This window comes from uncultured Bradyrhizobium sp., assembly GCF_936943645.1.
Lineage (GTDB): Bacteria > Pseudomonadota > Alphaproteobacteria > Rhizobiales > Xanthobacteraceae > Bradyrhizobium.
In genome coordinates, this window is sequence record NZ_CAKZJO010000092.1 from 18,850 (window position 1) to 31,304 (window position 12,455).

Sequence of the window (12,455 nt, forward strand, 5' to 3'; positions counted from 1 at the left end):
CGCTTCTCTCGTCCCGGCATCGTCATCCACCGAACCCAAGAGTTTTAAGGCCTTCGTTGAGCTGGCGAAGCCGCTCGGCATCGCTGGCAACGGCCTGCCGGGCGTCGGCCGACGCTCCGACCGCCTTGTCACGGTCGCCCATCACGAGATAGGCGCGCACCAGGCGCAGCCATCCATCGACGTCGTCGCCGTTCTGCTTCAACCGGGTCGCCAGACGATCGACCATGCCGCGCACCATCGCGTTGCGATCGCCCTCGGCCATGTCCTTGGAAGCGGCGATCGTCTCGTCCGACAGCGCCGGCATCGTCCCGCCGGCAACACGCACCAGCGAGGACTGCACCAGGGCACGCCACGGCGCATCCGCGGGCGCCTTCGCAAGCAGCGCGCGCCAGATATTGGCTGCATCGTCCTTGCGGCCGTCCTGCTCCGCGGCAAGGCCCAGGAAGTAGTTCGCCTTGGGATCGTCGGCGTTCAGGGCGTGTGCGCGCTCGAATTCGGTCTTGGCCTCGGCGGTCACCACACCGCCGGCGGCGGCCGAGATCGCTTCGCCGAGATCGGACCGGCGCTCCGAGCTCTCGCCATTATAGGCGAGTGAGTTGCGATAGGCGCGTACCGCCTCGTCGAAACGGCCGAGCCGCTCCAGCACCGGCGCAAGCACGTTCCAGCCGCGCCCGTCGGTCGGATTCTTCTCCAGATGCTGCTGGACCTGTTCGACGAGATTCTCGAGCGACTGCGCCTTGCCCGGCGCGCGCTCCCGTTGTGCCAGCGGAAAATCCTGAAGCTTGGGCGAGCCGAGCGGCATGTAGACGCCGGCCGCAACGAGCGGCAGGCCCGCGAGGGCCAGCACGGCCGCGGCGCGGCGCCATTTGAGATTCGACTGCGGCGCCAGTGCGGGCTCGCTGGCGGCCGCGGCAAGCAACCTGCGGCTGATCTCGACGCGCGCGGCCTCCGCGTCCGGCGCGGGGATCAAGCCTGCGGCGAGATCACGCTCGATCTCTACCAGCTGGTCCTTGTAAACCGCGACCTCGCTGCCCTGATCTGGCGTGCGCTCTTTACGGCCAAGCGGCAAGAGCACGGCGAAAATCGCCGCGACCGTCATCAGCGCGAACACGAACCATAGCGTCATCTGGCAAGCTTCCGGCAGCGCGCAAACCGCGCCCATAGGTGGCTTTACACCACGGCCGGACGATGCGGCAATTGACAATTGTCAATTCGGCGCGACCGCGCGCAGTCGCGAAACGGTGAAAATCCAACGGCTTAGCCGATCTCGAAATCCGCGCTTTGCGCGGCGTCCTCGCCGTGGCCGTTGAAGGCCTTCAGGAAGTATGTTCCCGGCGCGACCACATCCGGCAATCTGATGCGCAGCGCACCGACCGGAACCGGCGACGCAACCCTCGTGATCGTCTCGGACACTTGCCGACCGCTTGCCTTCTCGACCAGCACCACTTTGGCGCCGACCATCAGTCTTTGATACTTGGCAACGATGACGCGGTTCTCGATTTCGATGGAGCTGATAACGGGTTTCATGCGCCCACAGGTGGAAGGTCCCCAAACTTGCACCGGGAACCTACGGTGCGGCACCCGCACCGTCAACCACAAATTGTGATCACGAAAATATGCGCTTGGATCAGCTCGCGCGCGACGATTTGCGCTCGCCCGTCTCGGCATTCTGTGCAGCGCGGCTCATCAGCGAAGCGTAGTCGTCGCCGAACAGCACCTGGCAGAAACGAATCGCGGCTTGCACCTGCTGCTGCCGATAGGTGCGCACCTTGTGATCGGCAGCGCGCAGCGACTGCACGAGCTGCTCGGTCGAGCGTTCGACATATTGCTGCAGGTCGGAATAGGTGCGCAGCGTCACCTCGTTGATCGCAAGCTCGCTGGCATAGTTGCGGCAGGTCGCGACGAAATCGATCAGCGACACAGTCTCTTCCACTTCAGTGCTGTCGATCCGCGCGCCCGGCGGAATGTCCTTCTCGGGGCGCTGACGCAGGATGCGGCGGACGCGGCCGGGCACGCTGTCGATCTCCGATTGCAGCGCATTGGAGATGTCGGCCCGGATCGAGGTGAGCTGCTTGCCCCAGGCGGAATCGTTGCGCAAGTCGAGCTCGGTGCGCAGGCCCCGGACGCCGTCGTGCAACGTCTTGAGATTGCCGGCAACGTTGTCGAAATGGCCGCGCTTGATGTCCATGCGCAAGGCGGCGGCGACGCAGGACAGATCGTGCAGCGCCATCGTGACCGCGACGCCATAGGGCGTCGCCGCGACGCGGATCTCGTCGTCGGAGGCGGCAATCTTCACGGCGAGGCGAATGATCTGCCACGGCGCCATCATCCGCTGCGCCACGATCGACAACGCGAAGGGCAGCATCTGCGGGGTCTGCAGCACCGGAATGTTGAGCGCCTGCGTCACCGAGGCGATCTGGGAATCGCCGAAGGCGCGCAAGGTGCGCGGCAGCTTCTCGTTCAGGCTGGCGATGGCTTCCCGGACCTGCAGCACCGCGCCGATCGAATAGAGGTCCTCGATCACGTTGGGGGGGCCGACGCGGGCGAGCGCGCGCGACTTGTCGCCGCCGCCCGGACCCGTCAGCTCGAAAATGGCATCGGCAGCCACCGCTTGGAGCTTTTGCGCCAGGGCCTCGACCTGCCCTGCACTGTCGGCCGGCATGCGCGCCAGCGCGGCCTCGAATTCATTCACCTTGTCCGGCGCACCGTCGCGGCCGAGCCATTGCCAAATCGGCTGCAGCGAGGCGCGGCGGATCTGGCCGACCCGTGTTGGAATGCCCGCTTCGACCAGAAACGGTTCCAGTACCTGGAACAGCAGCCGCGACAGATCGTCCGTGCGGGGCGGCGGGGCCTCATCCGCCTCGCTCTTGCGGACGATCTTGCGCAACTGCTCGAGCACGAGGGTCGCCACCGCCGTGTCCTGGCCGCGTTCGAGCGCACGCTCGAACTCCCGCATCAGCAGCGCCTGCGCCTGCGGCGGGAGCTGCGCGAGATATTCCCTCAGCCGCTCGATCGATGTCTGGCTCATGCGCCCGGGTAATGCACGGTAAAATGGCGGACATGGGATGTGTCCGGTGCGATCATAGGTGGGCCCCACTTAAGAAGCCGTTTAGCACGTGGGACCGAATCCCTTCATCTGGCTTGGACCGGAGCCTCAGCGAGGACAAAAAGCCAAGTTTTGGCAATGCGTTACACTCCGGGAAGGACCAGCTCGGCCCGCAAGCCGCCGGTCGGCGCGCCGCCAAGCGAGAGGCTGCCGCCATAGAGCGCGGCGAGATCGGTCACGATCGACAGGCCCAGCCCCGAGCCGGGCTTGGACTCGTCGAGCCGCTGGCCGCGCCGGGAGACCTGGGCGCGCTCCGCCTCCGACAGGCCGCGGCCGTCGTCGTCGACGATGATCCGTAGCCGCGGGCCGCCCCCTGCCTGGTGCGGCGGCTCTACCAGGACCTCGATGAAGACGCGCGAGGCCGCCCATTTGCAGGCGTTGTCCACGAGATTACCGACCATCTCCTCCAGATCCTGGCGCTCGCCGCGGAATTTGGCCGACGGATCGGCCTTGGCCTCGACCACGATGCCGCGATCGCGATGGATCTTCTCCATGGTCCGCCGCAGCGCCTCGATGGCCGGCGCCACCTCCGTCACGGTCGCGACGATCGAGACACGCGCCGCGATGCGGGCGCGCTCCAGGTGGTGGGCGAGCTGGTCGCGCATCACGTCCGCCTGCTCCATCACCTTGGCCGCGAATGGCTCGGCGGCGTGGCTGCCGGCCTCGTTGACGATGACCGAGAGCGGCGTCTTGATCGCATGGGCGAGATTGCCGACATGGGTGCGCGCGCGCTCGACGATCTCGCGATTGGCGTCGATCAGCGCGTTGGTCTCGCGCGCCAAAGGCGCAATCTCGACCGGGAATTCGCCCTCGAGCCGCTCCGCCCGCCCGGAGCGGATATCGGCAATCGATTCCGAGATGCGCTTGAGCGGCGCGAGACCGAAGCGAACCTGGAATACGGTCGTGAGCAGCAGCACGATGCCGAGCGCGGTGAAGGTGCCGCCGAGGTAATAGTCGAAGCTCCGCGTCTCGTCGAAGATCTCGGTGTCGTCGCCGGCGACGCTGACCAGGAACTTGCCGTCGGCGCCGAGATCGACGGGACGCTCGACCATGCGCAAATTCTGCCCTTCGGGCCCGTCGACATAAGCGAGGCGGAGGCCGGCGGCGGTGAGCTCGGTGCCCTGCTCCTCCAGCTTCGGCAGCTTCTTGTCCCAGAGCGAGCGCGAGGAGCGCACCTCCGGCTTCTCGGTGTCGGTGCGGGTGATCTGCCAGTACCAGCCCGACAGCGGCAGCTCGAACAGCGGCTCGCCCAGCGACTGAAACTGGCGGTCCGGCGGCTCGTCGGGGGTGGCGACCTCGGCGATCAGGGTGCGCAGATAAAGGTTGAGCCGGCGGTCGAAGGCACGCTCGGTGGCGTTCTTGTAGACCGACGACAGCACCACGCCGGTGATGGCCAGGATCACCACGAGCCAGGCGGTCGCCGACAGGAACAGTCGGTTGGCAAGCGAGCTAGCGGCCATCGGAACGGTCCCGGGAGGCGCAGGATGACAGGGCGTCGGAGGTCATGACCGGACCAAGGCCCCTGTCGGGCTGCCCGTCAAGCCCCGGGACGCGTCAAGCAGCCGGCGGTGTCAGGAGATAGCCGAGGCCGCGGACGGTCTGGATGATGTCAACGTCGAGCTTCTTGCGGATGCGGCCGACGAACACCTCGATCGTGTTGGAGTCGCGGTCGAAGTCCTGGTCATAGAGGTGCTCGACCAGCTCGGTGCGCGACACCACGCGTCCGGAATGGTGCATGAGGTAGGCCAGAAGCCGATATTCGTGCGAGGTCATCTTGACCGGATTGCCTGCCACGCTGACCCGGCCGGTCCTGGTGTCGAGCGTGACGGGGCCGCAGGAGAGCTCGCTCTGGGCATGGCCGGTCGAACGGCGCAGCAGCGCACGGATACGCGCCAGCACCTCCTCGAGGTGGAACGGCTTTGCGACGTAATCGTCGGCGCCGGCGTCGAAGCCCTGGACCTTGTCGCTCCAGCGGTCGCGAGCGGTGAGGATCAACACCGGCATGGTGCGGCCGTTGCGGCGCCAGGCCTCCAGCACCGAGATGCCGTCCTTCTTCGGCAGGCCGATGTCGAGCACGACGGCATCGTACGGCTCGTTGTCGCCGAGATAATGCCCCTCCTCTCCGTCGAAGGCACGATCGACGACATAGCCGGCGTCGGTCAGCGCCTTGGTGAGCTGGCGATTGAGATCGGGGTCGTCCTCAACAACGAGCAGGCGCACGCTTCTCTCCAGAAATAGGCCGCATCAACACTGCACCAGATGAGCAATTCCGGCGTGAACTGAATATGAACGCCGGGAACCCGGCCGCGTTACTTTTTGGTCATATACGATGTGTCCGCAACCAATGCGACGGCGCCCGCCCTGCGGCCGGACGAGCCGGCAGCAGGACGGGCGCAATGTGCCGCGCGAAGCGGCGCCTCGGAAGGTCCGCCCTTCCCGTGAATGTGGCCGTCAGGTCCGGAAGAACACGAACCAGATGACGGCGAGGATCAGGATCGCAAGCCCGGTCGAGATGGCGAGCAGTGCGGCAACGGACGGGCCAGGTTCGCCCTGACGCGCCTCGGTTGCCGTTTCGACGATCTGATGCTGCTCTCGCGTGGTTGCCATGATGCCCTCAATCTCTGCGTGTCGCCTCCGATGACCGCGACCTCTCGCAGCCGTGTATGCCGAGCCAACGCCCGATCCGGATTGATGTTCCGGCATTTGCGCCCGATCGGGCCGCAACCCAGGGCCCGGCGGCCAGTTAACGCAGTTGGCGGATTCAACGACCCGCCTTGCTATGATTCGTTGTTCCCCGATGGTATTCTGGGACGTCGTCCTCTGTTGCGTTTGGAGTAGCCCATGGCCCCCCGCGCCAATTGGAAGGGTTTTCTGCGTTTGTCGCTCGTGACCTGTCCGGTCGCGCTGTATCCCGCCACTTCGGATACCGAGAAGGTCTCCTTCAACCAGATCAACCGCAAGACCGGGCACCGGATCAAGTATCTCAAGGTCGACGCCGAGACCGGTGACGAGGTCACCTCCGAGGACATCGTCAAGGGCTACAAGGTCGACACCGACACCTATATCGAAGTCACCAAGGACGAGCTCGACGACATCGCGCTCGACTCCACGCACACGATCGAGATCGACGAGTTCGTGCCGAAGGCGGACATCGACAACCGCTATCTGATCCGACCCTATTATCTCGTGCCCGACGGCAAGGTCGGCCATGACGCCTATGCGGTGATCCGCGAGACCATCCGCAGCATGGACAAGGTCGCGATCGGCCGCGTGGTGCTGACCAACCGCGAGCACATCATCGCGCTCGAGCCGCTCGAGAGCGGCCTGATGGGCACGCTGCTGCGCTACCCCTACGAGGTCCGCAGCGAGACCGAATATTTCGACGACATCCAGGACGTGAAGCTGACCAAGGACATGCTCGACCTCGCCAAGCACATCGTCGAGAAGAAATCCGGTGCGTTCGAGCCCGAGCTGTTCGAGGATCATTACGAGACCGCGCTGATCGATCTCATCAACAAGAAGCGCGACGGGACGCCGATCGCGGCCAAGACAACGCCGAAGAGCGGTGGCAACGTCATCAATCTGATGGACGCGCTGAAGAAGAGCATCGCGAACGAGAAGGACACCGCGCCCGCGGCAAAGGTCGCCAGGGAGACCGTCAAGGAGACCAAGGCCAGGAAGCCGAAAAAGCGCGTCGAGGGCCAGCGCGAGATGCTGCTGCCGATCGCCGGCAAGGGCGGCAAGGAGGCCGCAGCGAAGGCGGCGACCGCACCCAGGAAGGCCGCCGACAAGCCGGTGCGTGCGCCGGCGCGGACGAAGAAGGCAGGCTAGCGGCACGCACGCGCGATCGCACCGTGACGCCTCCCCGCGCCCGTCTGTCGGCCTGACATGCCCTGGTCGGCGGCATTCGACGATCCGATCGTCTTGCGTGGCGGGCGCCCGCTGCAAACGCTGCAGCAGGCGGCCGACCACATCATGCAGCTGCCTGAGGACGTGCAGCATGCGCGCCACTGGCAAACCGCAATCGAGACCCTGATCAACGCGGCGGAGAAAGGCGGCGGCTGGATGATGTTCGCCCGCATTGCGATGTTGCGGGCGCTGAACGCGGACGCGAACCGCAAATGAGCCCGCCCGCGAGGTCCATAGCCTCAACAATCCGTTAAACCGCGCAGCCATCTTCGGCGGCCGCCCGGCATCGGCGAGGCACCACGTAATCCTACGGAAGACAAAATTAACCGTTGATTGCCTTTGCGCCGACCAAGGTCCCGCCCTCGATTGGACCAGGGTTGGCACGCCATGCAGAAGCAGGACGCCAGGAAGAACTATATCGGCCTCGTCAGCGACACGACCGAGGACAAGCGCCTCACCGACGGCGCTATGCGGTCGCAGCCGCGCGTGATGAGCTATCTGGCCAGCCGCCTCGCCGCCGTTCTGAGGCGCCCCGGCAAGTCCGCGCCCGCCGGCCCGGCCGGGTCCTGAAAAAGACCTCGTCAAATCCGGCCAAATTGAGTGACGAAACCTTAAGTCAACGAATGGCAGCATATAACGCCAGAGGTCGGGGCTAGCGCGCCAGTGCTTTGACGCGCCCCGGCGAAAACTTCGTGAATCGATTTTTGCATTTCGCAAACGGCGCCGCATACATTGGACTGACGAACGGGAGTTGACGATGGCATTGCTCAGGTCCTTTCTTGCCGACGAACAAGCAGCCACCGCTATCGAGTATTGCCTGATCGCCGCCGGCATCGCGCTCGCGATCGTCACCGTCGTGAACAGCACGGGCGGCGCCCTGCTCAACAACAAGTTCAACTCGATCGACGCCGCCACGAAGTAACCCTCCGGCCCCGCCGGATGCGGCCATCCGGCATCGGCGACATTGCCGTGACGCACCGGCCCGCCGGTCTTGCCGGCCATGATCTGGGTCAACAGCACCGGGACCACGACGTCTAAGCATGGAGGCCGCGTTTCCTCCCTGCCGGCCCGTCCATGCATCCAGAGCTTCCGCACTCCCAACTGAAAATCCGCCGCGTCCGGCTCGATACCGGCCGCGAGAACGTCGTGGTCCTCTCCAGGCAGTCGAAGGCGCTGCGTGCCGAGATCTTCCGCGGCTTCAGCCGCGTCGAGCTTCGTCAGGGCGACAAGGTCCTGCTGGCGACGCTGCTGATCACGGACGACGACACGCTGGTCACCCCGGACGAGATCGGCCTCTCCGAGCCCGCATTCCACCGCTTCGCGCAAGGCGCGGGCACGCACGTGACGGTCAGGCCAGCCTCGCCGCCGGAGAGCCTTGAAGCGGTGCGCGCGAAGATCCACGGGCGGACCCTGAGCCAGGCCGAGATCGGCGCGATTATCGACGACCTCGCGCATTATCGCTACTCGGACATGGAGATCGCTGCCTTCCTGATCGGCTCGGCGAGCTTCATCACCAGTGACGAGCTGCTTGCCCTCACCGGCGCGATGGCCCAGGCCGGCACGCAATTGGTGTGGCCGAACCCCGTCGTCGTCGACAAGCATTGCATCGGAGGCATTCCCGGCAATCGCACCTCGATGGTGGTGGTGCCGATCGTTGCCGCCCATGGCCTGCCGATCCCCAAGACCTCCTCGCGCGCCATCACCTCCCCTGCGGGCACCGCCGACACGATGGAAGTGCTGGCGCGAGTGAATGTCGGCGTCGAGGAGATGAAGGCGATCGTCTCGGCCTGCAACGGCTGCCTGATCTGGGGCGGGCATGTGAATTTGTCGCCGGCCGACGACGTCCTGATCTCGGTCGAGCGTCCGCTGAGCCTCGACACCCGCGAGCAGATGGTGGCGTCCATCATGTCCAAGAAGATCGCGGCAGGCTCGACGCATCTGTTGATCGACATTCCGGTCGGGCCGACCGCAAAGGTCTCCAGCGGCGTGGAGGCGATGCGGCTGCGAAAGCTGTTCGAATTCGTCGGCGACCGCTTCGGCCGCTCGGTCGAGGTGATCATGACCGACGGAAGCCAGCCGATCGGCAACGGCATCGGACCGGTGCTCGAGGCCAATGACGTCATGGCCGTGCTCGGCAATGACAAGGATGCGCCGCGCGATCTGCGCGAGAAGTCGCTGCGGCTCGCCGCTCACCTCCTGGAATACGATCCGAAGCTGCGCGGCGGTGCCGGCTATGCGAGGGCCCGCGAACTGCTCGACAGCGGCGCGGCGCTCAAGCAGATGCAGAAGATCATCGACGCCCAGGGGCCGTCGACCTGCAGCAGCGAGCTGGGCTCGCTCAGTTTCGACGTCAAGGCCTCGCATGACGGCACCGTGTCCGCAATCGACTGCCTGCGCATGAACCGCCTCGCCCGCACCGCCGGCGCGCCGCTCGACAAGGGGGCCGGCATCCGTCTGTTCAAGAAGATCGGCGATCGCGTCGAGCAGGGCGAGCCGCTCTATCGCGTCTACACCTTCGACCGCCCCGAGTACGATCTGGCGGTCGATGCCGCCGCCGAGGAGAGCGGTTACGTCGTCAACGGTCATGAGGCCCCGCTGGGCAAGTCGGCGTCGTGAGCACGATCGCGCTCCAGACACTGGCCGGCGGCAGCGATGCGGCGAAACGCCTTGCGGAGCGGCTCGGGCTTTCCTGCGCCGGGATCGCGGTGCATCGCTTTCCGGACGGCGAGCTGCGGGTCGCCGTCGCGCCGGCGACCGACACCACGATCCTCTATGCCCCACTCGATCAACCCAACGACAAGCTGATCACCCTGCTGTTCGCTGCAGAGGCGCTGCGACGTGGCGGCGCCAAGCGGCTGGTGCTGGTCGCGCCCTATCTCTGCTACATGCGGCAGGATGCTGCATTTCATGCCGGCGAAGCCATCAGCCAGCGTGCCATGGGCGATCTGCTTGCAAGGACCCTCGACCGCATCGTCACCGTGGATGCGCACCTGCACCGCACTTCCGACATCAGGTCCGTCTTTCCGGGCATCGACGCGGAGAACCTGTCCGCGATGCCGGCGATTGCGAAGGCCCTGGCGCGCAGCGGCATCGATCCCGCAACAATCGTGATCGGACCCGACATGGAGTCCGAGCCGTGGGTGAGCGACATCGCAAGCCGGCTGCGGTTGCAACACACGGTGGCCCGGAAGACACGGCATGGCGACCGCTCGGTTGCCATCAGCTTTGCCGATCCCGGCCTGCTCGCGAGGCGGCCCGCGCTGCTGGTGGACGACATCGTCTCCTCGGGGACGACGATGATCGCCGCGGCGAAGGCGCTGAAGGCGATGGGCGCGACCGCGGTCGATGCGGTGGTGACGCATGCGCTGTTTCCGCCCGCGATGATCCCGGAATTCACCGAAGCCGGTATCCGGTCGATACGCTCGACCGACAGCGTACCGCATCCGACCAATGCGATTGCGCTCGACGAGAGTCTTGCGAGCGCCTTGCGATCCGAACTGACGACACATCTTCCGGAGACGACGCCATGAGCATCACCGTCCGATTTTGCGGTGCCGCCCGCACCGTGACCGGCTCGAGCTATCTGTTCCAGACCGCAGGCGGCCGCTTCCTGGTCGATTGCGGCCTGTTCCAGGGGCAGAAGACGCTGAAGGAGCTCAACTACGGCGCCTTTCCGTTTCGCCCCGCCGATATCGATGCCGTGCTGCTGACGCACGCGCATATCGATCACAGCGGCCTGTTGCCGAAACTCGTGCGCGCGGGCTTCGAGGGACCGATCCTGGCGACGCGCGGCACCATCGACCTCTGCTCCTACATGCTGCCCGACGCCGGCAGCATCCAGGAATCGGAGGTGACACAGCTCAACCGGCGCAACGCCTCCCGCGGGCGCAAGGAGGTTCAGCCGATCTACACGCAGTCCGATGCGATCGCGTCGCTGCAATCGTTTCGCGCGGTCGAGTATGAAAGCTGGATCGACGTGATCACGGGCGTTCGCGCGCGCTACTGGAACGCCGGCCATCTGCTCGGCTCGGCCTCGATCGAGCTCGAGATCGCCGAACAGGGCGCGGAACGGCCGATGCGCGTGCTGCTCTCCGGCGATGTCGGGCCGGAAGCCAAGCTGCTGCAGCCCGATCCCGAGGCGCCGACCGATTTCGACTACGTCATCTCGGAATCCACCTATGGCGACCGGGTGCGCGAAGCCACCACCCCTGCCCTTCGCCGCCAGCATCTCGCCGCCGAAGTGCGCGAAGCAGCGGCGGCCGGCGGCGCGCTGCTGATGCCGGCTTTCGCGGTCGAGCGCACCCAGGAGCTGATCGTCGATCTCGTCGATCTCATGGAGCACGGCGAGATTCCGACCGCGCCGATCTTCCTGGATTCGCCGCTCGCGATCCGCGCCACGGAAGTGTTTCGCCGCCATGCCGAGAGCCTCGACCCGTCCGTCGATGCCATGCGCCTGCTCAACTCGCCGCATCTCAAGTTCACCGAGACCGCCGACGAGAGCAAGGCGATCATGCGCCTGTCCGGTTTTCACATCATCATCGCGGCGAGCGGCATGTGCGATGCCGGCCGCATCCGCCATCATCTGAAGCGTTGGCTGTGGAACGAGCGCGCCACCGTGCTGCTCGCCGGCTTCCAGGCCAACGGCACGCTCGGCCGCTTCCTGCAGAACGGGGCCAAGGCCGTGCGGATCCAGGGCGAGGAGATCAAGGTCGCGGCCCGCATCCGCATGATCGACGAATATTCCGGTCATGCCGACGGCGCCGGCATGGCCGGCTGGATCGCGGCACGCCGGCCCATCACCCGCGGGCTGTTCCTGGTCCACGGCGAGGAAGGCGCCATCGCAGGCCTCGCCGCACGCGTCGCCGAACGCATTATTCCGGCGGCCAAAGTCTACCAACCGATGCTGGACGACATCTACGAGCTCGCCGCGCCCGAACCGCGCGTGCGCGACGTCGATCATCGCCGTCGCCTCGCGCCGGAGGCCGTGACCCGCCTCGACTGGCACAACGAGATGTCCGAGCTCATGCTCGACATCAACGACAGGATCGGCGCCGCCGCCGACGACCGCGCCCGCGGCGTCATCATCCGACGCCTGCGCCGCGCGCTGGAGGAGAAGGCGTAGCGGAGCGTGTGGCCGACGCGCTTCTCCCGTGTCCCGGACGCGTTGCAGCGTTCTTACGCTGCTGCGCAGAGCCGGGACCCAGGAGCTGCACGTTCTGCTGATGCATGGGCCCCGGCTCTGCCGCGCACTACGCCGCGAAGTCGCGGCGCAATGCGCTGCGTCCGGGGCACGAGACCGTTGTCGGATGATAATTCGCGGACACAGCTTCGCATGCTCGCGGCTCGTTCTGCCCGAGTTTTGCTTCCGTCTCGCACCCTCATCTGAAGCAAGGGCGCAGGGAAGGCCGGGCGCCGGCTGGCACCCGAAGTCCCGCGTGTG

At 66.0% G+C, this 12,455-nt stretch carries 13 protein-coding genes; 7 read left to right on the forward strand and 6 right to left on the reverse strand.

The window, feature by feature from the left end; translation table 11 throughout:
- Nucleotides 1–22: 22 nt before the first annotated feature.
- From ccmI to Q0743_RS27500, 6 genes are all read right to left on the reverse strand, one after another.
- Nucleotides 23–1,126, reverse strand: coding sequence for a c-type cytochrome biogenesis protein CcmI (ccmI, locus tag Q0743_RS27475; protein ID WP_298244606.1), 1,104 nt, complete (start codon nucleotides 1,124–1,126; stop codon nucleotides 23–25).
- Between the two features lie 131 nt (nucleotides 1,127–1,257).
- A complete protein-coding gene (locus Q0743_RS27480; RefSeq protein ID WP_298244607.1) occupies nucleotides 1,258–1,527 on the reverse strand; it encodes a hypothetical protein in 270 nt (89 codons plus the stop codon).
- A 100-nt stretch (nucleotides 1,528–1,627) separates the two neighbouring features.
- Nucleotides 1,628–3,028, reverse strand: a complete 1,401-nt coding sequence (locus tag Q0743_RS27485; RefSeq protein ID WP_298244608.1) for a hypothetical protein — start codon at nucleotides 3,026–3,028, stop codon at nucleotides 1,628–1,630.
- Nucleotides 3,029–3,189: 161 nt separating this feature from the next.
- Nucleotides 3,190–4,566 carry a sensor histidine kinase gene (locus tag Q0743_RS27490; protein WP_298244609.1) on the reverse strand — a complete coding sequence of 459 codons (1,377 nt, stop codon included), beginning with the start codon at nucleotides 4,564–4,566 and terminating at the stop codon, nucleotides 3,190–3,192.
- 94 nt (nucleotides 4,567–4,660) lie between these two features.
- Nucleotides 4,661–5,326, reverse strand: coding sequence for a response regulator transcription factor (locus Q0743_RS27495; protein WP_298244610.1), 666 nt, complete (start codon nucleotides 5,324–5,326; stop codon nucleotides 4,661–4,663).
- A gap of 231 nt (nucleotides 5,327–5,557) precedes the next feature.
- Entirely contained in the window at nucleotides 5,558–5,713 is a 156-nt protein-coding gene (locus tag Q0743_RS27500; protein ID WP_174718932.1) for a hypothetical protein, read from the reverse strand.
- A 234-nt stretch (nucleotides 5,714–5,947) separates the two neighbouring features.
- Between Q0743_RS27500 and Q0743_RS27505 the strand changes: the two genes are divergently transcribed.
- The 7 genes from Q0743_RS27505 to Q0743_RS27535 all read left to right on the forward strand — a co-directional run bounded on the left by Q0743_RS27505 (nucleotide 5,948) and on the right by Q0743_RS27535 (nucleotide 12,137).
- Nucleotides 5,948–6,937 carry a Ku protein gene (locus tag Q0743_RS27505; protein WP_298244611.1) on the forward strand — a complete coding sequence of 330 codons (990 nt, stop codon included), beginning with the start codon at nucleotides 5,948–5,950 and terminating at the stop codon, nucleotides 6,935–6,937.
- Between the two features lie 57 nt (nucleotides 6,938–6,994).
- Complete coding sequence (locus Q0743_RS27510) at nucleotides 6,995–7,231, forward strand: hypothetical protein (protein WP_298244612.1); 237 nt, start codon at nucleotides 6,995–6,997, stop codon at nucleotides 7,229–7,231.
- Between the two features lie 171 nt (nucleotides 7,232–7,402).
- The gene (locus Q0743_RS27515) at nucleotides 7,403–7,585 is read left to right on the forward strand and encodes a hypothetical protein (RefSeq protein WP_298244613.1); all 183 of its coding nucleotides are present in this window, start codon (nucleotides 7,403–7,405) and stop codon (nucleotides 7,583–7,585) included.
- Nucleotides 7,586–7,772: 187 nt separating this feature from the next.
- Nucleotides 7,773–7,937 (forward strand): Flp family type IVb pilin, encoded by a 165-nt coding sequence (locus Q0743_RS27520; protein WP_097662975.1) that lies wholly within the window; start codon nucleotides 7,773–7,775, stop codon nucleotides 7,935–7,937.
- A gap of 152 nt (nucleotides 7,938–8,089) precedes the next feature.
- Nucleotides 8,090–9,631, forward strand: a complete 1,542-nt coding sequence (locus Q0743_RS27525) for a thymidine phosphorylase family protein (RefSeq protein ID WP_298244614.1) — start codon at nucleotides 8,090–8,092, stop codon at nucleotides 9,629–9,631.
- Entirely contained in the window at nucleotides 9,628–10,545 is a 918-nt protein-coding gene (locus Q0743_RS27530) for a ribose-phosphate pyrophosphokinase (protein ID WP_298244615.1), read from the forward strand. The genes Q0743_RS27525 and Q0743_RS27530 overlap by 4 nt, the downstream gene beginning before the upstream one ends.
- Entirely contained in the window at nucleotides 10,542–12,137 is a 1,596-nt protein-coding gene (locus tag Q0743_RS27535) for an MBL fold metallo-hydrolase (protein ID WP_298244616.1), read from the forward strand. The genes Q0743_RS27530 and Q0743_RS27535 overlap by 4 nt, the downstream gene beginning before the upstream one ends.
- Nucleotides 12,138–12,455: the final 318 nt, after the last annotated feature.

Excerpts from the sequence above, each read along its gene's own strand:
- Q0743_RS27500 (WP_174718932.1), bottom strand. The coding sequence starts at position 5,713 with ATGGCAACCACGCGAGAGCAGCATCAGATCGTCGAAACGGCAACCGAG.
- Q0743_RS27490 (WP_298244609.1), bottom strand. The coding sequence starts at position 4,566 with ATGGCCGCTAGCTCGCTTGCCAACCGACTGTTCCTGTCGGCGACCGCC.
- Q0743_RS27510 (WP_298244612.1), top strand. The coding sequence starts at position 6,995 with ATGCCCTGGTCGGCGGCATTCGACGATCCGATCGTCTTGCGTGGCGGG.
- Q0743_RS27485 (WP_298244608.1), bottom strand. The coding sequence starts at position 3,028 with ATGAGCCAGACATCGATCGAGCGGCTGAGGGAATATCTCGCGCAGCTC.
- Q0743_RS27535 (WP_298244616.1), top strand. The coding sequence starts at position 10,542 with ATGAGCATCACCGTCCGATTTTGCGGTGCCGCCCGCACCGTGACCGGC.
- Q0743_RS27515 (WP_298244613.1), top strand. The coding sequence starts at position 7,403 with ATGCAGAAGCAGGACGCCAGGAAGAACTATATCGGCCTCGTCAGCGAC.
- Q0743_RS27520 (WP_097662975.1), top strand. The coding sequence starts at position 7,773 with ATGGCATTGCTCAGGTCCTTTCTTGCCGACGAACAAGCAGCCACCGCT.
- Q0743_RS27480 (WP_298244607.1), bottom strand. The coding sequence starts at position 1,527 with ATGAAACCCGTTATCAGCTCCATCGAAATCGAGAACCGCGTCATCGTT.
- Q0743_RS27505 (WP_298244611.1), top strand. The coding sequence starts at position 5,948 with ATGGCCCCCCGCGCCAATTGGAAGGGTTTTCTGCGTTTGTCGCTCGTG.
- ccmI (WP_298244606.1), bottom strand. The coding sequence starts at position 1,126 with ATGACGCTATGGTTCGTGTTCGCGCTGATGACGGTCGCGGCGATTTTC.
- Q0743_RS27525 (WP_298244614.1), top strand. The coding sequence starts at position 8,090 with ATGCATCCAGAGCTTCCGCACTCCCAACTGAAAATCCGCCGCGTCCGG.